General features: G+C 67.7%; 17 protein-coding genes and 1 pseudogene. 10 read left to right on the forward strand and 8 right to left on the reverse strand.

Annotated features, from left to right (window positions below):
- The first annotated feature begins 65 nt into the window (after window positions 1-65).
- Complete coding sequence (locus AB1281_RS07090; RefSeq protein ID WP_430345428.1) at window positions 66-983, forward strand: LysR family transcriptional regulator; 918 nt, start codon at window positions 66-68, stop codon at window positions 981-983.
- A gap of 110 nt (window positions 984-1,093) precedes the next feature.
- On the opposite strand, the gene recN is transcribed toward AB1281_RS07090, so the two are convergent.
- Complete coding sequence (gene recN / locus AB1281_RS07095; RefSeq protein ID WP_430345429.1) at window positions 1,094-2,755, reverse strand: DNA repair protein RecN; 1,662 nt, start codon at window positions 2,753-2,755, stop codon at window positions 1,094-1,096.
- 115 nt (window positions 2,756-2,870) lie between these two features.
- Between recN and hrcA the strand changes: the two genes are divergently transcribed.
- The 4 genes from hrcA to dnaJ all read left to right on the forward strand — a co-directional run bounded on the left by hrcA (window position 2,871) and on the right by dnaJ (window position 7,895).
- Window positions 2,871-3,935 carry a heat-inducible transcriptional repressor HrcA gene (hrcA, locus tag AB1281_RS07100; RefSeq protein WP_008266321.1) on the forward strand — a complete coding sequence of 355 codons (1,065 nt, stop codon included), beginning with the start codon at window positions 2,871-2,873 and terminating at the stop codon, window positions 3,933-3,935.
- A gap of 63 nt (window positions 3,936-3,998) precedes the next feature.
- Window positions 3,999-4,514 (forward strand): nucleotide exchange factor GrpE, encoded by a 516-nt coding sequence (gene grpE, locus AB1281_RS07105; RefSeq protein ID WP_014036851.1) that lies wholly within the window; start codon window positions 3,999-4,001, stop codon window positions 4,512-4,514.
- Between the two features lie 182 nt (window positions 4,515-4,696).
- Window positions 4,697-6,619: a molecular chaperone DnaK gene (gene dnaK, locus AB1281_RS07110; protein WP_049446494.1), complete on the forward strand. Its 1,923-nt coding sequence runs from the start codon at window positions 4,697-4,699 to the stop codon at window positions 6,617-6,619.
- 154 nt (window positions 6,620-6,773) lie between these two features.
- Window positions 6,774-7,895 (forward strand): molecular chaperone DnaJ, encoded by a 1,122-nt coding sequence (gene dnaJ / locus AB1281_RS07115; protein ID WP_430345430.1) that lies wholly within the window; start codon window positions 6,774-6,776, stop codon window positions 7,893-7,895.
- 60 nt (window positions 7,896-7,955) lie between these two features.
- Here dnaJ and AB1281_RS07120 read toward each other — a convergent pair.
- A pseudogene (locus AB1281_RS07120) lies at window positions 7,956-8,216 on the reverse strand (helix-turn-helix domain-containing protein); the annotation flags it as partial.
- A 279-nt stretch (window positions 8,217-8,495) separates the two neighbouring features.
- Here AB1281_RS07120 and AB1281_RS07125 point away from each other — a divergent pair.
- Window positions 8,496-9,383, forward strand: a complete 888-nt coding sequence (locus AB1281_RS07125; protein WP_182267621.1) for a hypothetical protein — start codon at window positions 8,496-8,498, stop codon at window positions 9,381-9,383.
- Between the two features lie 32 nt (window positions 9,384-9,415).
- On the opposite strand, the gene AB1281_RS07130 is transcribed toward AB1281_RS07125, so the two are convergent.
- Window positions 9,416-10,213, reverse strand: a complete 798-nt coding sequence (locus tag AB1281_RS07130) for an AraC family transcriptional regulator (RefSeq protein WP_430345431.1) — start codon at window positions 10,211-10,213, stop codon at window positions 9,416-9,418.
- Between the two features lie 72 nt (window positions 10,214-10,285).
- Here AB1281_RS07130 and AB1281_RS07135 point away from each other — a divergent pair, with 72 nt between their 5' ends.
- The 3 genes from AB1281_RS07135 to AB1281_RS07145 all read left to right on the forward strand — a co-directional run bounded on the left by AB1281_RS07135 (window position 10,286) and on the right by AB1281_RS07145 (window position 14,058).
- On the forward strand, window positions 10,286-11,485 hold the full coding sequence (locus AB1281_RS07135) for an MFS transporter (RefSeq protein WP_430345432.1): 1,200 nt from the start codon (window positions 10,286-10,288) through the stop codon (window positions 11,483-11,485).
- Between the two features lie 543 nt (window positions 11,486-12,028).
- A complete protein-coding gene (pdxY, locus tag AB1281_RS07140; RefSeq protein ID WP_043035460.1) occupies window positions 12,029-12,937 on the forward strand; it encodes a pyridoxal kinase in 909 nt (302 codons plus the stop codon).
- Entirely contained in the window at window positions 12,934-14,058 is a 1,125-nt protein-coding gene (locus tag AB1281_RS07145; protein WP_430345433.1) for a prephenate dehydrogenase, read from the forward strand. The genes pdxY and AB1281_RS07145 overlap by 4 nt, the downstream gene beginning before the upstream one ends.
- 195 nt (window positions 14,059-14,253) lie before the next feature.
- Here AB1281_RS07145 and AB1281_RS07150 read toward each other — a convergent pair whose 3' ends face one another.
- The 5 genes from AB1281_RS07150 to AB1281_RS07170 all read right to left on the reverse strand — a co-directional run bounded on the left by AB1281_RS07150 (window position 14,254) and on the right by AB1281_RS07170 (window position 18,479).
- On the reverse strand, window positions 14,254-14,448 hold the full coding sequence (locus AB1281_RS07150) for a hypothetical protein (RefSeq protein ID WP_049466425.1): 195 nt from the start codon (window positions 14,446-14,448) through the stop codon (window positions 14,254-14,256).
- Window positions 14,449-14,527: 79 nt separating this feature from the next.
- Window positions 14,528-16,300: an ABC transporter transmembrane domain-containing protein gene (locus tag AB1281_RS07155; protein ID WP_430345434.1), complete on the reverse strand. Its 1,773-nt coding sequence runs from the start codon at window positions 16,298-16,300 to the stop codon at window positions 14,528-14,530.
- On the reverse strand, window positions 16,293-16,889 hold the full coding sequence (locus AB1281_RS07160; RefSeq protein ID WP_075676550.1) for an IMPACT family protein: 597 nt from the start codon (window positions 16,887-16,889) through the stop codon (window positions 16,293-16,295). The genes AB1281_RS07155 and AB1281_RS07160 overlap by 8 nt, the downstream gene beginning before the upstream one ends.
- A gap of 40 nt (window positions 16,890-16,929) precedes the next feature.
- Window positions 16,930-17,964 carry a hypothetical protein gene (locus AB1281_RS07165; RefSeq protein ID WP_430345435.1) on the reverse strand — a complete coding sequence of 345 codons (1,035 nt, stop codon included), beginning with the start codon at window positions 17,962-17,964 and terminating at the stop codon, window positions 16,930-16,932.
- Window positions 17,961-18,479: an RNA polymerase sigma factor gene (locus AB1281_RS07170; protein ID WP_229298213.1), complete on the reverse strand. Its 519-nt coding sequence runs from the start codon at window positions 18,477-18,479 to the stop codon at window positions 17,961-17,963. Before AB1281_RS07170 ends, AB1281_RS07165 begins: the two co-directional genes overlap by 4 nt.
- Before the next feature lie 247 nt (window positions 18,480-18,726).
- On the opposite strand from AB1281_RS07170, the gene AB1281_RS07175 reads away from it, so the two are divergent.
- Window positions 18,727-21,567 (forward strand): bifunctional diguanylate cyclase/phosphodiesterase, encoded by a 2,841-nt coding sequence (locus AB1281_RS07175; protein ID WP_430345436.1) that lies wholly within the window; start codon window positions 18,727-18,729, stop codon window positions 21,565-21,567.
- Window positions 21,568-21,583 lie beyond the last annotated feature (16 nt).

Below are 21,583 nucleotides of genomic sequence, written 5' to 3' on the forward strand. Positions count from 1 at the left end.
GATTCTCCGTCGATCTGTGAACTAGACTGCGCATGGATAATCATCTGTGAACTGGATTCATCACCATGGCGCGACCCGACATCAACCGATCCGGCGAACTGGAAGTGTTCGTGCGGGTGATCGAGACCGGTGGCTTCTCCGCCGCCGCACGCACCCTGGACATGACGCCGTCAGCGGTGAGCAAGCTGGTGGCGCGGCTGGAGCAGCGGCTGGGCACGCGCCTGCTGCAACGCTCCACCCGCCAGTTGCAGCTGACCCCGGAAGGCTGCGCGTTCTACGAGCGCGGCCTGCGCGTGCTGGCCGACCTGGAGGAGGCAGAGCGCTGTGCCAGCGCCCATGCCGAGCCGCGCGGACGGTTGCGGGTCAACTCCAACGTGCCATTCGGCCAGCATTTTCTGTTACCGCTGCTGCCGGCGTTCCTCGAACGCAACCCGCAGGTGGGCGTGGACCTGACCCTCAACGACGAGGTGATCGACCTGCTTGAGCAGCGCACCGACGTGGCGGTGCGGGCCGGCCCGCTGAAGAGCTCCAGCCTGGTGGCGCGGCGGCTGGGTGCGACGCGGATGATGATCGTGGCTGCGCCCACCTACGCACAGCGGCACGGGCTGCCACGCACGGCCGAGGAGCTGCAGTCGCATAACCGGCTGGATATCGGCCATGCGCGGGCGATGCAGGGCTGGCCGCTGTTGCAGGACGGTCGCGAACGCATGCTGCTGCCCAGTGGCAATGCGCGCGCCAGCAACGGCGACGCGCTGCGCCAGCTGGTGCTGGGTGGGCTGGGCATGGCGCGGCTGGCCGCGTTCCAGGTGCAGCAGGATATTGCCGCCGGGCGCTTGTTGCCGGTGCTGGAGGAGGCCAACCCCGGTGACCTTGAAGAGGTACACGCGGTGTTCCTGGGGCAGGGCGGTTACCTGCCGCTGCGGGTGCGCGCCTTCCTGGATTTCCTGGTGGAGAACGTCGATCTGACGCAGCCACGGGGGTAGTGCCGGCCGCTGGCCGGCAACCTCACGATCTTCGCCGACCCGCATCGGGTTGCCGGCCAGCGGCCGGCACTACCGCGCGGAAGCCGGGCCCATGCTCGGCTCGGCCGGCGTCAGACCTGCAGCAGCTTGCGGGCGGCTGCGCGCGCTTCCTTGCTCACTTCCACGCCGCCGAGCATGCGCGCCAGTTCTTCCTCGCGCGCCTTGCTGTCCAGCTTTTCCACTGCGCTCTGGGTCATGCCTTCCACCGGGGCCTTGCTGACCCGGTAGTGGGCATGGCCCTTGGAGGCGACCTGCGGCAGGTGGGTTACGCACAGCACCTGGCGCTTCTCGCCAAGGGCGCGCAGCTTCTGGCCGACGATGTCCGCCACCGCGCCACCGATGCCGGAGTCGACTTCGTCGAACACCATGGTCGGCACTGCATCCAGGTCCAGCGCGGCCACTTCGATGGCCAGCGAGATGCGCGACAGTTCGCCGCCCGAGGCCACCTTGCGCAGGGCGCGCGGCGGCTGGCCGGCGTTGGCCGCCACCAGGAATTCCACGCGCTCGGCACCTTGCGGGTCGGGCTTGCCGGCGTCCTGCGGTTCCAGCTCGATCAGGAACTGGCCGCCACCCATGCCCAGCTCGGCGATGATGCCGGTGGTGGTGGCCGACAGCTCGGCAGCGGCGCTGCGGCGGCTGGCGGTCAGCACCTCGGCCTGCACGCGCCAGGCCGCAGCGGCCTTGTCGATCTCGCCGGCCAGGCGCTGCAGGCGCTCATCGGCGCCACGCAGTTGCTCCACTTCGGCGTGCATGCGCTCGCGCTGCGCGCCCAGTTCGTCCATCGGCACGCGGTGCTTGCGGGCCAGGTCGTGCAGGCGGCCGAGGCGGCGCTCGTTCTCCTCGAACTGTTCCGGGTCGGCGTCGAGGTCGTCATGCACACGGTCCAGCAGCGAAAGGGCTTCGTGCAGCTGGATCGAGGCGTTCTCGATCAGGCCGTCCACCTCGCCCAGGCGCGGGTCGTGTTCGATCAGGCGCGACAGTTCGTGGCGCACCTGCTGCAGCAGGTCCAGCGCGGAACTGCCGTCGTCGCCATTGAGCTGGTTGCTGGCCGCCTGGCAGGCGCTCAGCAGGGCGCTGGCATGGGCCTGGCGGCGGTGGCTGGCACCGAGTGCGACGATCGACTCTGGTTCCAGGTCTTCGCGGTCCAGTTCGCGCAGCTGGTGTTCCAGGAAGCCGATCCGGTCACTGACGTCGCCCTGTTGCGACAGCGCCAGCGATTCATCGACCAGGGCCTGCCAGGCCGCAGCGGCGCGGCGCACCTGGCGGCGCTCGTCCTCGTTGCCGGCATAGGCATCCAGCAGGGCCAGCTGTGATGGGCGTGCCAGCAGGGCCTGCTGCTCGTGCTGGCCATGGATCTCCACCAGCAGCGAGGCCAGGTCGCCCAGCTGTGCCAGGGTCACCGGCCGGCCATTGATCCAGGCCCGCGAGCCGCCATCGGCGCGGATCACGCGGCGCAGCTGGCACTGTTCCTCGTCGTCCAGCTCGTTGTCGGCCAGCCACTGGCGCGCGGCCTGCAGCTGGTCCAGCGCGAACTCGGCCGAAAGCTCGGCGCGCGCAGCGCCATGGCGGACCACGCCACTGTCGGCGCGCAGGCCGGACAGGAAGCCCAGCGCGTCGACCATCAGCGACTTGCCGGCGCCGGTCTCGCCTGAAACCACGGTCATACCTGGCCCGAACTCCAGTTCGGTGGCGCGGACGACGGCGAAATCCTTGATCGAAAGATGTCTGAGCATGGGTAAGGGGGTGTCAGCAGCCGCGCAACGCTAGCACGCGGGCGAGGGAGGTCCAATGACTTGCCAAGGTGATCCGCCGCCATTATCTAGTGTCCGTGTCTCACAGGTTGATTCCATGCACGGTTCTCCCGACCAGCTTGCCCCGCGTGCGCGCCATCTGCTGCGCACGCTGATCGCGCGTTACATCCAGGACGGTGAGCCGGTCGGCTCGCAGACGCTGGCGCGCGTGGCCGGCCTGGAGGTCAGCCCGGCCACCATCCGCAACATCCTGGGTGACCTGGAAGACCTGGGGCTGCTGGCCTCGCCACACACCTCGGCCGGGCGCATCCCGACCGCGCATGGCTACCGGGTGTTTGTCGACAGCCTGCTGCAGATGCAGCCGCCGGGCGAGGGCGAACTGGCCCGCCTGCGCCAGGAGCTGGCCGGCGGCGGCAGCACCCAGGCCCTGCTTGGCAGCGCCTCGGAGCTGCTGTCGGCGATGAGCCACTTCGTCGGCGTGGTCAGCGCGCCACGGCGCGAGCAGTTCGCCTTCCGCCAGATCGATTTCGTGGCGCTGGACGGGCGCCGGGTGCTGGCGATCCTGGTGTTTGCCGACAACGAGGTGCAGAACCGCGTCATCGAGACCCGCCAGGAGTTCGCGCCGGGCCAGCTGGAACAGGTGGCCAACTACCTCAATGCGCATTTCGCCGGCCTGCCGATGGCCGAGATCCGCACCCGCCTGCTGCTGGAGCTGCGCGATGCCCGCTCGGAACTGGAGCAGCTGCTGGCGCACAGCATCGAACTGGCCGAGCAGGCCCTGCAGCCGGCGGCCGATGACATGCTGGTGGCCGGCCAGACCCGCCTGATGGGGGTGCAGGACCTGTCCGACCTGGAGCGCCTGCGCGAGCTGTTCGAGCTGTTCTCCAGCAAGCGCGAGATCCTGCAGTTGCTGGAGCGCACCATCCAGGCCCCGGGGGTGCGCATCTTCATTGGCGAAGAGACCGGGATGATGCCGTTGCAGGGGGTCTCGCTGGTCACCGCCCCCTATACCGCCAATGGCCAGGTGCTGGGCGTGCTGGGCGTGATCGGCCCCAAGCGGATGGCCTACGACCGCATGATCCCGCTGGTCCAGGCCACCGCCGATGTGCTTGGCGCGGCCTTTTCGCCGGCCGGGCGCACTCCCGGAACATCCGACGCTTGAAACGCAGCATCCCGCCCACACTAGGGTGGGTGGAGGCGGAGACTGACCGCCAGGGACCCAGACATGAACCACGAACATCCAGATATCGAATCCCAGCAGACTGCCGCCGATGCGGCCGCCGCCGCCGGCGTCAACGACGAAGTGGAGCGCCTGCGCGCCGAAGTCGAGCAGATCAAGGCCGATGCGCTGCGTGAGCGCGCCGACCTCGAGAACCAGCGCAAGCGCGTTGCCCGTGACATCGAGCAGGCCCGCAAGTTCGCCAACGAGAAGCTGCTGGGCGAGCTGCTGCCGGTATTCGACAGCCTGGATGCCGGCCTGAAGGCTGCCGGCGATGACCCGCATCCGCTGCGCGAGGGCCTGGAGCTGACCTACAAGCAGCTGCTGAAGGTTGCCGCCGACAATGGCCTGGTCCTGCTGGACCCGACCGGCCAGCCGTTCAACCCGGAGCACCACCAGGCGATCAGCCAGGTGCCGGCCCCGGGCGCCGCTCCCGGCACCGTGGTGACCGTGTTCCAGAAGGGCTACCTGCTCAACGAGCGCCTGCTGCGGCCGGCGCTGGTGGTGGTGGCCGCCGACTGATCGATCGGGCCGGGCGATGCCCGGTCCCGGTCGTGCCGGGCCATGCCCAGCAAGGTTTTCCAGGCGCTGAACACAGCGTTCGGGAGATGGCTTGAATGTTCCACGAGCCTCCCCCACATCGTATTCATCCACCGGCCGAACGGCCGGACTGACCCCAACAAGCATCCTCAGGAGTCTCCCCCATGGGCAAGATCATTGGTATCGACCTCGGCACCACCAACTCGTGCGTGGCGATCATGGACGGCGGCAAGGCCCGCGTCATCGAGAATTCGGAAGGCGATCGCACCACCCCGTCGATCGTCGCCTACACCAAGGACGGCGAAGTCCTGGTGGGCGCCTCGGCCAAGCGCCAGGCCGTCACCAACCCGAAGAACACCTTCTACGCGGTGAAGCGCCTGATCGGCCGCAAGTTCACCGACGCCGAAGTGCAGAAGGACATCGCCCACGTCCCGTACGGCATCCTGGCCCATGACAATGGCGACGCCTGGGTGTCGACCAGCGATGGCAAGAAGATGGCCCCGCAGGAAATCTCGGCCAAGGTGCTGGAGAAGATGAAGAAGACCGCCGAGGACTTCCTCGGTGAGAAGGTCACCGAAGCGGTCATCACCGTGCCGGCCTACTTCAACGACAGCCAGCGCCAGGCGACCAAGGACGCTGGCCGCATCGCCGGTCTGGACGTCAAGCGCATCATCAACGAGCCGACCGCGGCCGCGCTGGCCTATGGCCTGGACAAGGGCGACAACAAGGATCGCAAGATCGTGGTGTACGACCTGGGCGGCGGCACCTTCGACGTCTCGGTGATCGAGATCGCCAACGTCGACGGCGAGAAGCAGTTCGAAGTGCTGGCGACCAACGGTGACACCTTCCTGGGCGGCGAAGACTTCGACAACCGCGTCATCGAGTACCTGGTTGAAGAATTCAACAAGGACCAGGGCATCGACCTGCGCAAGGATCCGCTGGCCCTGCAGCGCCTGAAGGACGCGGCCGAGCGCGCCAAGATCGAGCTGTCCAGCGCCCAGCAGACCGAAGTGAACCTGCCGTACGTCACCGCTGACGCCTCGGGCCCGAAGCACCTGAACATCAAGCTGACCCGCGCCAAGCTGGAAGCGCTGGTGGAAGACCTGATCAAGAAGTCGATCGAGCCGTGCCGCGTCGCCCTGAACGATGCCGGCCTGCGTTCGAGCGACATCAGCGAAGTGATCCTGGTCGGTGGCCAGACCCGCATGCCGAAGGTGCAGCAGGCGGTGACCGAGTTCTTCGGCAAGGAACCGCGCAAGGACGTCAACCCGGACGAAGCCGTGGCACTGGGTGCGGCGATCCAGGGCGGCGTGCTGGGCGGCGACGTCAAGGACGTGCTGCTGCTGGACGTGACCCCGCTGTCGCTGGGCATCGAGACCATGGGCGGCGTGTTCACCAAGATCATCGAGAAGAACACCACCATCCCGACCAAGGCCTCGCAGGTGTTCTCCACCGCCGAGGACAACCAGTCGGCCGTGACCGTGCACGTGCTGCAGGGTGAGCGCGAACAGGCCCGCTTCAACAAGTCGCTGGCCAAGTTCGACCTGTCCGGCATCGAGCCGGCCCCGCGTGGCCTGCCGCAGGTGGAAGTGTCCTTCGACATCGACGCCAACGGCATCCTGCACGTGTCGGCCAAGGACAAGAAGACCAACAAGGAACAGAAGGTCGAGATCAAGGCCGGTTCGGGCCTGTCCGAGGAAGAGATCGCGCGCATGGTCGCCGACGCGGAAGCCAACCGCGAAGAAGACAAGAAGTTCCAGGAACTGGTGCAGGCCCGCAACCAGGCCGACGCCCTGATCCACGGCACCCGCAGCGCCATCACCGAGCACGGCAGCAAGGTGGGCGGCGAGGTCATCGGCAAGGTCGAGGCGGCGCTGGCCGACCTGGAAACCGCGATGAAGGGTGACGACAAGGCGCAGATCGAAGCCAAGTCGAAGGTGCTGGAGGAAGCCGGCCAGTCGCTGTTCGCCGCTGCTTCGGCCGACCAGGGCGGTGCCCCGGGTGCCGACGCCGGCAACGCCGGCAAGGCGCAGGACGACGTGGTCGACGCCGAGTTCACCGAAGTCAAGGACGACAAGAAGTCCTGATCCGGACCGACACGGGACGCTGGCCATCAGCGTCCCGTTGTCGCATCAGGGTCCTGACCGCCCACCGGCGTGTCGGGGCGCCCGACGCAAGAGCGGACCTGGTTCCGCTCTTCCGCTTTGACGAATCCCGACTTTCCGGAACCCGATTCACGATATGAGCAAGCGCGATTACTACGAAGTGCTGGGCGTTGCCCGCACCGCCACCGACGACGAGCTGAAGAAGGCCTACCGTCGCTGCGCGATGAAGTTCCACCCGGACCGCAACCCGGGTGATGCGGCGGCCGAAGCCTCCTTCAAGGAGTGCAAGGAAGCCTACGAAGTGCTGTCCGACGGCAACAAGCGCCGCATGTACGACAGCCACGGCCACGCCGCGTTCGAGCACGGCATGGGCGGCGGTGGTCCGGGCGGCCCGGACATGAACGATATCTTTGGCGATATCTTCGGCAACATCTTTGGCGGCGGCGGTGGTCCGCGCCAGGCCCGTCGCGGCGCCGACATCGGCTACGTGATGGAACTGGACCTGGAAGAGGCCGTGCGCGGCGTCGAGCGCCGGATCGAGATCCCGACCCTGGCCGAGTGCGGCGACTGCGATGGCAGTGGCTCGGAGGACGGCAAGGTCGAGACCTGCAACGTGTGCCATGGCCGCGGCCAGGTGCGCATCCAGCGCGGCATCTTCGCCATGCAGCAGGCCTGCCACAACTGCGGCGGCCGCGGCCAGATCATCGCCAAGCCCTGCAAGACCTGCCACGGCAACGGCCGTGTCGAGGAAGACAAGGTGCTGTCGGTGAAGGTGCCGGCGGGCGTCGATACCGGCGACCGCATCCGCCTGCAGGGCGAGGGTGAGGCCGGTCCGGCCGGTACGCCGCCGGGTGACCTGTACGTGGAAGTGCGCGTGCGCGAGCATGCGATCTTCCAGCGCGATGGCGACGACCTGCACTGCGAAGTGCCGATCCGCATCTCGCAGGCGGCGCTGGGTGACACCGTACGCGTGGCGACCCTCGGCGGCGAAGCGGAAATCCGCATCCCGGCCGAGACCCAGACCGGCAAGCTGTTCCGCCTGCGTGGCAAGGGCGTACGTTCGGTGCGCAGCCGCAGCGAGGGCGACCTGTACTGCCGCGTGGTGGTGGAGACCCCGGTCAACCTCACCAACGAACAGCGCAAGCTGCTGGAACAGTTCGAAGCCACCTTCGTCGGCGAGGAAGCGCGCAAGCATTCGCCGAAGTCGGCCACCTTCATGGATGGCGTGAAGGGCTTCTGGGACCGGATGACGTCCTGAGTTTTTCGACGGAAGGGATGAACGATAGCGCCGGGCCATGCCCGGCGTTGTCGTATGCGGTCAACGGAAAAACGCCGCCGGCGTCTGCCCCAGCTGCCGCTTGAACATGCTGGTGAACGCGCTGGGGCTGTCGTAGCCCATCGCCAGCGCCACATCGATGACCTTGTCGCCGACCGCCAGTCGCTCCAGGGCGGCCAGCAGCCGTGCCTGCTGCCGCCACTCCCCGAAGGTCATGCCCAGTTCGCTGGCGAAATGGCGCTGGATGGTTTTCAGGTCCACGGCCAGGGCCTCGGGCCAGTCCTGCAGCGTGGCTTCGTCGCCGGAATCCATCCGGCTGCTCGTCCGAGTGGAACCGGAAGTGAGACCCGCTGGCGTGTGTGGCGGGACTGCTCATTGCCAGGATCAGCAATGCTGCCGAAGCCGCCCGCATGGTGACTGCTCGCCTTCATGCATCGTGCTTCCTCGCCAGTGGGAGGTGATCGAAGCACGCCGTTGCGCAGCGGAACTGCGACACGCTTGGCTCTTATGCCCGGTTGCGGAGAATGCCTACGGCACGCCCGGCGTTTGGTCTGTGCGATTCCTGCCGCCTAGAATGGAAGCATGAATCCATCCATCCTGAAAAGACTGCGGTGCCGGGGCGCCATCGGCATTACGATGCTGGTGGCGGTGTTGACCGTACCCCATGTCTCGGCAGCACCCGCTTGCGGCTTCGATGAGCCGATCGTCGATCCGCAGGGAGCCCCTACGCCTTTGCCTGGTACACGCTGGACCTACTCCACCGGCGCATCGCGTCCAGAACTGACGTTGCAGCTGCAGACGGTGGAACCGCAGCAGCTGGCGCTTTCGATTGATGGAGAGGCCGTTCGACACGAATGGCGAGAGACCTATGCAGACGTGAATCCGCTGCGCAAAGGGGAAAAGATCCTGCTGCGCTTCCCGTTATCCGTCGGCGCGCAGTGGCAGGACAGGTTCGAGGAGCCGGGCGAAATCCGCGCTTCGTTTGGCAGCTATCGCTATGACTATGTGGAGGAGAGCAGCAGCCGAGTCGTGGCCGTCGAGACGGTACGGACTGCGCTGGGTGACGTAAATGCCTACCGGATCGAGAGAGATGCGCGGTGGCACAAATCCAATCCCCGCTCGGATGACATGAAACACATGCGCCTGGAAGGTAGTGGTGCGGTGGACGGAATGGAACGCAGCATCAGCTGGTACGCGCCAAGCGTTGGGCGGGTGGTGTTGCGGCGAAGCATCAAGGCCAATCCAAACTATCCCCGCTACCCGACTGCGGAAAACGACAGTCCCCGTCTGATGGTCACCGAGCTGGTCGGTTTCCAGCGCCCCGATGGCTGCCGCGTCGAAGCAGCTCCCACCCAGGCACGTGTGCCTGATGATCTGCCACCGCTGCATTACCCCCTGATGTTAAACAACAGATGGGAATTCCTGTTGATTCGTCATCAGCATGTGCCGGCCGTATCCGTGGATCGTTAGCGCGTGGAGCTGCCTGCGGGACCCGCAGGCGATCATCGGAAAAATGCCGCCGGCGTCTGCCCCAGCTGCCGCTTGAACATGCTGGTGAACGCACTGGGGCTGTCATAGCCCATCGCCAGCGCCACATCGATCACCTTCTCGCCTACGGCCAGGCGTTCCATCGCGGCCAGAAGCCGCGCCTGCTGCCGCCACTGCCCGAAGGTCATGCCCAGTTCGCTGGCGAAATGGCGCTGGATGGTCTTCACGTCCACCTGCAGCGCCTGCGCCCAGTCCTGCAGCGTGGCGTCGTCGCCGGGATGCTTCTGGATGTGCTGGCAGATCCGCTGCAGGCGCGGGTCGGTGGGCGAGGGCAGGTGCAGCGGCAGCACGTCCATGCGGTGCAGTTCGTCCAGCAGCAGGCGCACCACGCGGCCGTCGCGGCTGTCGTCCACGTGCGCGGACTCGATCAGGCTGGCGGCCAGCAGCAGTTCGCGCAGCAGTGGCGCCACCTGCACTGCGAACGCCCCATCCGGCAGTTGCGGTGCAAAGTCCGGTTCCACGTACAGGCTGCGCATGTGCACTTCGGCGATGCAGTCCACCGCATGCGCCATGCCGGCCGGAACCCAGATCGCGCGGGTGGAGGGCACGACCCAGCGGCCGCCGTCCGCGCGCACCACCATCAGACCGGACATGGCGAAGACCAGTTGGTGACGGCGATGCCGGTGTGGCGCGATGTGGGTGCCGGGCGGGTAGTGGCGGGCGCGGCTGGTCACCGGGCGATGTACCGGCACTTCGTTCCACGGCGCGGTCTCGCGGATCGGGCAGGGAGTGTCCTTTTTGCGATATGCCATGACCCGAACGCGGCAGAAGGGAGTGGGGGGCCACCGTAGCATGCGTGGCTCGCCCCCAACCTGACTGTGTCCATGTCGACCCTGGCTTCTCCCGCAACGACCTCACGCCCGGTGGCTCCCGGCGTGCTGGCCGCCATCTCCACCTCGCATGTCGTCAACGACATGATGCAGTCGCTGATCCTGGCCATCTATCCGGTGATCAAGGGCGGCTTCAACCTCAGCTTCACCCAGATCGGCCTGATCACGCTGACCTACCAGCTCACCGCCTCGATCTTCCAGCCGTTGATCGGCATGGCCACCGACCGTCGCCCGGCACCGTATTCGCTGCCGATCGGCATGGCCTCGACCCTGTGCGGCATGCTGCTGCTCGGCTTCGCGCCGAACTATGTGGTGGTGCTGATGGCTGCGGCAATGGTCGGCATCGGTTCGGCCATCTTCCATCCCGAGGCCTCGCGCATTGCGCGGCTGGCTTCGGGCGGCCGTCACGGCTTCGCGCAGTCGGTGTTCCAGGTCGGCGGCAATTTCGGCACCGCGCTCGGCCCGTTGATCGCCGCCGCGGTGATCGTGCCGTATGGCCAGCATGCCGCATCGTGGTTTGCCGGCGCCGCCCTGATCGGCATCGCTCTGCTGACCTATGTCGGCCGCTGGTACGCGTTGCATCTGGGCGCGCCACGCCCCGCCAGCACGGCGGCGATGGCGCCGCGACACCCGCCGCGCACCGTGGCCAAGGTGCTGGCGATCCTGCTGGTGCTGATCTTCAGCAAATACTTCTACATGGCCAGTATCGGCAGCTACTTCACCTTCTACCTGATCCACCATTTCGGCATTCCGGTGGCGCAGGCGCAGCTGCACCTGTTTGCGTTCCTGGTGGCGTCCGCCGCTGGCGGCTTCCTCGGCGGCCCGCTGGGTGACCGCATCGGCCGCAAGCCGATCATCTGGACCTCCATCCTGGGCGTGGCGCCGTTCGCGCTGATGCTGCCGCACGCCGATCTGTTCTGGACTACGGTGCTGGCGGTGCTGATCGGCTTCGTGCTGTCCTCGGCGTTCTCGGCGATCGTGGTGTATGCACAGGAAATGATGCCGCACCGCATCGGCATGGTGTCCGGGCTGTTCTTCGGCTTCGCGTTCGGCATGGGCGGGCTGGGTGCGGCCGTGCTGGGCCTGCTGGCGGACAAGACCAGCATCGAGTACGTCTACCAGCTGACCGCGTTCCTGCCGCTGCTGGGCATCGTGGCGGCGTGGCTGCCGCCGTCGCGGCCTGCTGCTCACTGAGGGGTTTTGGTTTGCAGGGCTTGCAGCCCTGCACCTGCCGAAGCCAAGGCAACGGCAAAAGCTGGCTATCTGTGGAGTGGCGGGGTGGTCCGGTTGAGGGGGGCGCTGCAAGTACGTCCATGTAAGCTCGGTCGCCGCATCCATGCGGCTCACGCCCCCTCAACCGGACCCACCCCGCCTTCGACAGTTTTCCGTGATCTGTCGGAACAGCTCTTGGGGGTCAGATCCGTTTTCCGAAGGAAAACGGATCTGACCCCATTTTTGTATATCGATATCTGAAAGATGTGTCGACCAAGGTCGACACCTACCAACAGACATCCGGAGCCTGTCAGAGGTGGGGCGGTGTGGGTGGGCAGGACCGTTGGCGCCATGGATGGCGCCATCGAGCCCCCACGGATGGGTTTACGGCGTGTCCTGCCCACCCACACCGTCCCGCCAACTCACGGAATGCTGCTTTGGCTTTTGACGTTGACGTTGACGTTGATTCTGCAGGTGCAGGGCTGCGAGCCCTGCCGAAAACCCCCTTGGGCGTAGAATGCGGGCATGAGCGAATCCCTCGATAACCACCTGGTCCACGGCCGCCGCCAGCGGCCCGACGGCCCGTCGCCGATCGATGTCATCTCGGTCCAGTCGCAACTTGTCTACGGCCACGCCGGCAACAGCGCCGCCGTGCCGCCGATGCGTGCACTCGGCGTGCGCGTCGCCGAAATCCCGACCGTGCTGCTCAGCAACGCGCCGTTCTACGACACCACCCGCGGCCGCGTGCTGCCTGCCGACTGGTTCGCCGACCTGCTGCTCGGCACCCACGAGCGCGGCCTGCCGCAGCGGGCGAAGATGCTGGTGTCCGGTTACTTCGGCAGCACCGCCAACGGTGCGGCCTTCGCCGACTGGCTGGACAACATCCTGCCGGCCTGCCCACAGCTGCGTTACTGCCTGGACCCGGTGATCGGTGATACCCATACCGGCCCCTACGTGGAACCGGGCCTGGAAGCGATCTTCGCCGAGCGACTGCTGCCGCATGCCTGGCTGGTGACGCCGAACGCCTTCGAACTGAATCGCCTGACCGGCATGCCGGCACTGGCCGAGGCCGATGCCATCGCAGCCGCGCGCACGCTGCTGGACCGTGGTCCGCACTGGGTGATCGCGCACAGCGTGGGCGGCAACCCGGGTGAGCTGGTGACCCTGGCGGTCGGTCGCGAGGAAACCTGGCGCTGGACCTCACCGCTGCTGCCGGTGGACGTGGCTGGCACCGGTGACGTGCTGATGTCGCTGGTGGTGTCGTTCCTGCTGCGCGGTGAGTCGATGCAGCAGGCGATTTCGCGTGCCATCGCTGGCACCCATGCGGCGCTGGAGGCGACCCTGGACAACGGTTTCGAGGAGTTCGACGTGATCGCTGCTGCGCCGGCGGCGCTGGCCGAAGGAACGCGCTTCCGCGCTGAACGCGTGGCATGAGCGGCCTGGATCCACGCACGCCGCGCACGGTCGGCATCATCGGCAGCGCCGGTGCCTATGGGCGCTGGCTGACCCGCTTCTTCCAGCAGCACCTGCAGCTGCAGGTGATCGGCCACGACCCGGCCGACCCGGATTCGCACACGCCGGAACAGCTGCTGGCGCAGGCCGATGTACTGGTGTTCTCGGCACCGATCCGGCACACGCCGGCGTTGATCGCCGAGTACGTGCGGCAATCGGCGGGCCGCGAGCAGGGCAGGCTGTGGCTGGATGTGACCTCGGTAAAGGAGGCACCGGTGCAGGCGATGCTGGCCTCGCAGGCCGAAGTGGTCGGCCTGCACCCGATGACCGCGCCGCCGAAGGCGCCGACCCTGAAGGGCCGGGTGATGGTGGTCTGCGAAGCGCGCCTGCAGCACTGGCAGCCGTGGGTCGATACGCTGTGCACGGCGCTGCAGGCCGAGTGCGTGCGCGCCACGCCGCAGCACCACGACCAGATGATGGCGCTGGTGCAGGCGATGGTGCATGCCACCCATCTGGCCCAGGCCGGCGTGCTGCGCCAGTACCAGCCGCAGCTGGGCGATCTGGCCGCGATGATGCCGTACCGTTCGGCGTCGTTCGAGCTGGACACGGCGATCATCTCGCGCATCCTGTCGCTGAATCCGGCGATCTACGAAGACATCCAGTTCGGCAACCCGTACGTGGCACCGATGCTGGAGCGGCTGGTGGGGCAGCTGCAGGCCCTGCAGCTGCAGGTCGGGCAGGGCGACGACCGCGCACGGGCTGCGTTCCGTGAGCAGCTGTTGTCGGCCAATCGCAGTGCCTTCGGCGAGCAGGCGCTGGCGGATGGCAACTACACGTTCGAACGCGTGGGGTACCTGCTGGCCGACCTGACCGAGCGCAACGCGCTGTCGGTGCACCTGCCAGAGGACCGGCCTGGTTCGCTGCGCGAGCTGCTGAACGTGTTCGAGCAGCATGGCATCAGCCTGGCTTCGATCCATTCCTCGCGGACGCCCGGCGGTGAAGTGCACTTCCGCATCGGATTCGTGGCCGGCAGCGACCCGGCGGCGATCACCCGGGCGGCAGCCGACGTGGACGCCAGCGGCATCGGGCGGGTGCTGGGCTGAATTCATCCACAGGCGGTGTGGATGGTTTCTGAGCAAACGTGTGGATAACCCTGCGAAGCCCTTGTCAGGCAAGGCTGTCAAGATGCTTGGCGAAAAATTGATCACGCCTTTTTGTAGCGTCGAGCCGTGCTCGACTGCCTTTCCAGGATCCCGGCGACAAGCAGTCGAGCATGGCTCGACTCTACAGAAGCGCGGTTAGATCGTCAGTCGCAGTTCGCCGCCGCTGGTAGTGAATTCGCGGCCATTGCGTACCAGATGACGCCCGTCATCCAGCTCGTAACGCGGCGTGGCTTCAGAGTGATGCCCGCTGCCATTCGCCTCGGGCTTGAACTCGATGATGATGTGGCTTTCGCCATTGCTGTCGACTGCGGGGAACTGACGGAACGACATCACGTACCTCCTTCAGCGGATGCGACTGATGCGACTGATGCGAGGCCAGCTTGGTCCGGCCGATGTTAGCCGGCCGTCATCAATCGATGAACTGCAGTCGTGCCAGTTCAGCGTACAGTCCGCCTTCGGCCAGAAGCTGGGCATGGGTGCCTTCGGCGACGATACGGCCCTGGTCCATCACCACGATGCGGTCGGCCTTGAGCACGGTGGCCAGGCGGTGGGCAATGACCAGCGTGGTGCGGCCGGCCATCAGCCGCTCAAGCGCCTGCTGCACGCCATGCTCGCTCTGCGCATCCAGCGCGCTGGTGGCTTCGTCCAGCAGCAGGATCGGCGCATCCTTCAGCAGCGCGCGGGCAATCGCCACGCGCTGCTGCTGGCCACCGGACAGGCGCGCACCGCGTTCGCCCAGCTCACTGTCGTAGCCCTGCGGCAACGCACGTAGGAAGCCATCGGCCTCGGCCGCACGCGCGGCAGCTTCGACCTCCGCGTCACTGGCCTGCAGGCGGCCGTAGCGGATGTTGTCGCGCGCACTGGCCGCGAACAGCGTCGGCTGTTGCGGCACCAGTGCCAGCTGCGCGCGCAGCTCGGCCGGATCGACCTGGCGCACGTCGATGCCATCCACGCAGATGCGACCGCCGGCCGGATCGTGGAAGCGCAGCAGCATCGACAGCACCGTGCTCTTGCCCGCGCCCGACGGGCCCACCAGGGCCACGGTCTCGCCCGGGCGCACATGCAGGTTGAAGTGGTCCAGCGCGGCCTGGTCCGGACGTTGCGGATAGTGGAACACCACGTCGTCGAACTGGATTTCGCCGCGCAATGGTTGCGGCAGTGCGTGCGGCTGCGCCGGCGCGCGGATCTCGATGTCTTCCTGCAGCAGCTCGCCAATGCGGCCCATCCCACCGGCTGCACGCTGCAGTTCGTTCCACACTTCGGCCAGCGCGCCCACCGAGCCGCCGCCGATCAGCGCGTACAGCACGAACTGGCCCAGCGTGCCAGCACTGAGGCGTCCGTCGATGACATCGTGCGCGCCCAGCCACAGCACGCCAACGATGGCGCCAAACACCAGCAGGATAGCGCTGGCGGTGACCAGTGACTGCGCACCGATGCGGCGGCGCGCGGCACTGATCGCATCGCCCAGTGCCTTGTCGAAGCGCCCGCGTTCATAGGGCTCGCGTGCATGCGCCTGCACCGTGCGCACGGCGCCCAGCGTCTCGCTGGCCAGGCTGTTGGCATCGGCGATGCGGTCCTGGCTGCTGCGTGCAACCGTGCGCAGCTTGCGTGCACCGATGATGATCGGCAGCACCGCCAGCGGGATGCCGAGCAGTGACCATGCGGCCAGCCGCGGGCTGGTGACGAACAGCATGGCCAGGCTGCCGACCACGGTGACGCTGCTGCGCAGGGCGACCGACATGGTCGAGCCGACCACGCTGCGCAGCAGTTCGCTGTCAGCGGTCAGGCGGGAGACCAGTTCGCCGCTGCGGCTGCGGTCATGGAAACCGGCACCGAGCTGGATCAGGTGTGCATACAGGCGGCTGCGCAGGTCGGCGACGACCTTTTCGCCCAGCAGAGAGACGAAGAAGAACCGAGCGGCCGTGGCCAGTGCCAGCACCACCGCCACCAGCATCAGCAGGGCGAAGGCACGGTTGATCTGGCCACCGCTGGTGAAGCCGTGGTCGATCATCTGCTTCACGGCGGGGGGCAGGCTCAGCGTGGCGGCCGAAGACACCGCCAGCGCCAGCAGCCAGGCGGTGAACAGCCCGCTGTGGCGGCGCACGAACGGCCACAACGTCCGCAGGCTGCCGAGGCGGCGCAGCGGTGGGGTCGAGGCGGGGGCGTCGTCCTTGTCAGTCATCCTGGTCGTCGTCTTGTATGCGGATACGGTCACGGGTGGCGTCGCGCAGGCGGATTTTCAATGCATCGACCTGATCGGCCGGCAATTCGACCCGCAGGCACACCCCGTTGGCATCGAACTGTTCATCGCGCTTTTCGGCGCTGAAGGTGGGCAGGGTGGCGTGCAGGGTGCCCAGATCCTCGAAGCCGGCCAGCAGCTGCAGCCGGGCCATCGCCACCAGCGGCAAGCGCGGGGCGGTGCGCAGGCACTCGGCGGCAGCGCCGCCATAGGCGCGCACCAGCCCGCCGGCGCCGAGCTTGATACCGCCGAACCAGCGCGTGACCACCACCATCACCCGGTCGAAGCCCTGGCCGTCGATCGCGGCCAGGATCGGCCGCCCAGCGGTGCCGGCGGGCTCGCCATCATCGCTGGAGCGGTAGTCCTGGCCGTGCCGGTAGGCCCAGCAGTTGTGGGTCGCATCGGCTACAGCCACCTGCTGCAGGAACGCCAATGCTGCCGCGGCGCCATCGATCGGCGCGGCATGGGCAATGAAGCGGCTGTGTTTGACTTCCAGCGTGTGGCTGACCGGCTGGGCGAGGGTATCGGGCATCCCCGCCATTCTACGGGGTTGCCGGAGGTCGCTGTCCGCTTCAGTCGTCCAGCAGCGGGCGCAGGTCGCGCGGCAGGCGCGCTTCCGGATACTGCTGCACATAGCGCTCCAGGCTGGCGCGTGCCAGGTCGCGCTGGCCGTCGTCGCGCCGCGCACGGATCTTCTGCAGCCACTGCCGTCGCGGCAGCTGTGCATCGGCCTCCACTTCGGCCTGCACGGCATCCGCACTGAGCCCCGCGTCGGCGCCGCGCCGCATGACGCCGGGTGCGGAGCGGCTCGGGGCCTGGCGCTTCATCGAGGTGATCTCCACCCGGTCCAGTACCTGCGCCCGTTCGGCATCGGCAGCGTTGGCCAGTGGCGCCTCGGCGGTGCGTGCTTTCAGCGCCCCTGCCGGGGCTGGCGCCACTGCCGGTGCAGGTGCCGAGTAGGCAGCCGCTGCGGGAGGTGCGGGCGGTGCCGCTGCCGGTGCCGGTGCGGGAGGCAGCGCGGCAAAGGAGCTGTCGGCGGCCACTTCTGCAACCCTCGATCGAGCCGCCGATGGTGCCGTCGCCGCTGGCGCATCAGCAGCCTCGGCCGGCGCCGGTACCGGCGCGCGCGCGACGGCCGGGGCGGCAGCGGCGGGTGCCGGCGCAGCAACCGGGGCGGGCGGAGGCGCTGCCGGGGCAGGAGCCGGTTCTGCGGCCGCAGCGGCGCTGTCTGCAGCATTGCTGTCATCGGCGGCACTGCGTTCCGCCATCTGCGCCGTGGCCGTGTCATCGGCCACGGCTGGAGCTGCCGCCACCTGGGCCTCGCCTGCCGGAACCGGCGGCGGTTCCGGGCGCAGCTGCCAGGCGATGCCTATGGCGAACACCATCGAGGCGGCGATGCCGAATACCGCCGGCCAGCGTGGGCGCGTGCGCTGCGTGCGTGGCGCGTCCGGCGAGGCGACAGCCTCGGCAGCCGGTGCGTCCACGGCTGCGCGCGCCGCGGCTAGGATGGTCGCGTCCAGTGCGGCCGGTGGGGCCGGTTCGACGCGGCGGCCGAGCAGGCGCGCCAGCTCGCGTTCTTCCGGCGTCAGCGGTTCGTCTCGGTTCATGCGTTCAGTCCCGCACGCAGCTTGTCCATCGCATAGCGCAGCCGCGATTTCACGGTTTCCCGGCCTACGCCGGTGATCTGGCCGATCTCCTCCAGGCTCAGTTCCTGATCCAGCCGCAACTGCAGCACTTCGCGCTGCTCGGGCGGCAGTTGCTCCATCGCCAGTTGGATGCGGCGACGTTGTTCGAATTCGGAAAGCTCGGCTTCCGGGGTCTGCCCGTCCTCGATCGCGGCCAGGCGCAGGTCGGCGTCGGCCGGTGCGGCGGGGCGATGGCGGGCCGCCCGCCAATGGTCGTTCAGGCGGTTGTGGGCGATGCGGAACAGCCACGTGCTGAATGCAGCTTCAGGCTGCCAGCCCGCGCGGGCGCTGATCACCCGTTGCCAGACATCCTGGAAGATCTCCTCGGCCAGCGCGTTGTCGCGCAGTTGCCGCAGCAGGAAGCCGAACAGGCGCTTGCGATGGCGCGCATACAGGCTTTCGAACGCGCGCAGGTCGCCACCGGCCCAGGCCAGCATCAAGGCTTCATCGGTTGGCAGTGCGCTGGCTTCCACGGCGTACAGGGTAAGGCCTGCAGGCGGTGGCGCATAGCCGGTGACGGGGGCGGGCAGGGCGAGGTTCATGGCGTGGAAGCGGCTACGGACAGCAGGAAAAACGTACGGGCGCACGATTCGGGGTTTACGGGCTTCCATTGCCCCCCGGGTGGCGCGCTATGCTCGGCGGCTCAGGGGAGGCGACGCACAGACGGCGCCAAGAGATTGACATTTGTCCACGCACGTTGAACCGGCGGAAGAGCCACCACACGAGGCCGTGCTGAGCACGGCGCTGGTGCGCGCATTGCATGCGCTGCTGCCGGAATCCGCCGTGGTCCGCGTTGGCTGGGACGACCCGCAGCTGGGCCGCGGCCAGGGCGGCTGGCCGGCTGTCGTGGTGGCTGGGGCGGTCGCTGCGCCGGGCGCCGGCGACGGTTGCCATGGCTGGGAATACGACGGTGCCCGCCTGCAGTTGTCGGTGGAAGGTGCCGTGCCTTCCGCGGCGTGGTGGGGGCTGGCCCGGCAGGCCATGGAGCTGGCGCTGCAGCGCGGTCGCCAGGCCGGGCAGATCAAGGCGCTGGAAGAGGCTGAACGGCTGCAGCAGGCGCTGTTCCAGATCGCCGATCTGGCCGGCGCCGACCTGGAGATGTCGGAGATGCTGCGCCACGTGCACGGCGTGCTTGGCACGCTGATGTACGCGGAAAACTGCTACATCGTCGAATACGACGATGCCCGCGACCAGATCCGCTTCCTGTATTTCGCCGACCAGGTCGACGACTTCGTCGCCGATCCGTCGCAGAGCCATGATGCCGGCGAGATGCCGCGCAGCCTGACCGTGGCGTTGCTGCGCCACGGCAAGCCGCTCAGTGGCCCCTCGCGCGAGCTGCTGGCGCGCGTGGTCGAGCAGGAGCACGACCCGCAGCGTGGCCCGGAGAGCCTGGACTGGCTCGGCGTGCCGATGCTGCGCGATGGCCGGGTCTGCGGCGCCATCGTGGTGCAGAGCTATGAGCTGGCGGCCCGCTATGGCGAGGCCGAGCGGGCGCTGCTGGGCTTTGTCGCGCAGCATGTGCAGACCGCGATGGACCGGCGCCAGGCGCAGGTCCGGCTGGAACAACAGGTGGAGCGGCGCACGCTGGAGCTGCAGCGCGCCAATCGCAGCCTGCAGGATGAAGTGGCCGAGCGCCGCCGCGCCGAGCAGCTGCAGACCGCGCTGTACAACATCGCCGAGATGGCGATGTCGGCCGACAGCCTGGCCCAGTTCTACGGGCAGGTGCATGGTGTGGTCGGGCGCCTGCTTGACGCGCGCAATTTCTATATCGCGCTGGTGAACGGGGCCGGCAACGGCCTGGACTTCGTCTACTCGGTGGACGAACACAACGCCAGCCGCGCGCCACGCCCGTTCAGCCGCGGCCTGACCGAGTATGTCGTGCGCAACCGGCGCCCGTTGCTGGCTTCGCGGCAACAGATCGACGCACTGCTGGCCAGCGGCGAGGTGCGCGAATCGGGCGCACGGTCGCATTGCTGGCTGGGCGTGCCGCTGCTGCGCGACGACGAGGTGGTCGGCGCGATCGTGGTGCAGAGCTACAGCGAGAACAGCACGTTCAGCGTGCACGATCAGCGCCTGCTGACCTTCGTTGCACAGAACATCGGAACCGGGCTGGCGCGCCAGCGCGACCAGACGCAGCTGCGTTCGGCGCATGCAGAGCTGGAAAAGCGCGTGGAGGAACGCACCCGCGAGCTGGCCGAGGTCAACGAAAAGCTGCTCGGGCAGATCGGCGAGCGCCTGCGCGCCGAGCAGCGCCTGACCCATCAGGCCATGCACGATGCGCTGACCGGACTGCCCAACCGCCTGCACCTGCTCGATCGCCTGCAGGATGCGCTGGCATTGGCCAAACGCGAGGGTGGGCCGGTATTCGCCGTGCTGTTCCTCGATCTGGACCGCTTCAAGCTGGTCAACGACAGCATCGGCCACGCCGCCGGTGACCGCATGCTGGTGGAGGTGGCCAAGCGCATCGTATCGATGGCGGGCACCGAGGATGTGGTGGCGCGGCTGGGCGGCGACGAGTTCGCGGTGCTGCTGCAGTGTCCGCAGGGGCTGGCACAGGCGCTGGATTTCGGCCAGCGGCTGTTGCTGGCATTGCAGGAATCGATGTGGATCGCCGGGCGCGAGCTGTTCCCTTCCGGCAGCCTGGGCATCGCCTTGTGGAACCCGCGCTACCGCACCGGCGAGGAGCTGCTGCGTGACGCCGACGCGGCGATGTACCGGGCCAAGGCGCAGGGCCATGACCGCTGCGCGATCTTCGACGAGGACATGCGCGAGCAGGCCATGCGCAGCCTCGATCTGGAAGCCGACCTGCGCCGTGCGATCAACAACCGCGACTTCGTCCCGTTCTACCAGCCGATCGTGCGCCTGTCCGATGGCGAGGTGGTGGGGCATGAGGCCTTGCTGCGCTGGCAGCACGAGCGCCGTGGCCTGCTGCTGCCCGGGGCGTTCCTGGAGCTGGGCGAGGAAAGCGGCCTGATCGAACAGGTCGACTGGCTGATCTACGAACAGGTCATCGCGGGACTGGCCGAAGGCGGCCACGGCTATGTCTCGGTGAACGTATCGCCACGCCATTTCCGTTCGGCCGAGTTCAGTGGCCGCCTGTTCGGTCTGCTCGATGCATGCGGCGCCGATCCGCGCCGGCTGCGCCTGGAGATTACCGAGGTGGCGCTGCTGGACGATGGCCCGCATACGCTGCGCATCCTGCAGGGCCTGCGCGAGCGTGGCATCCAGGTGCAGCTGGACGATTTCGGTACCGGTTTCTCGGCGCTGTCGTACCTGCACCGTTTCCCGATCAGCACGTTGAAGATCGACCAGAGTTTCATCGCCGGCCTGCATGGGCCGGAAGTGCAGAGCACGCGCGCGCTGGTCGAAGGCGTGCTGTCACTGGCCCGCACCCTGGGCATTGAAACCATCGGCGAAGGCATCGAGACCGAGGCGCAGCGGCAGACGCTGCGCGAACTCGGTTGCGACTACGGCCAGGGCTACCTGCTGGGCCGCCCGGCACCGTGGGAGCGCGCGGTGGCCTGAGCCACCGCGCCGGGGC

Origin of the sequence: Stenotrophomonas sp. NRRL B-14846, assembly GCF_050473585.1 — a bacterium.
In the GTDB taxonomy this organism is placed as follows: Bacteria; Pseudomonadota; Gammaproteobacteria; order Xanthomonadales; family Xanthomonadaceae; genus Stenotrophomonas.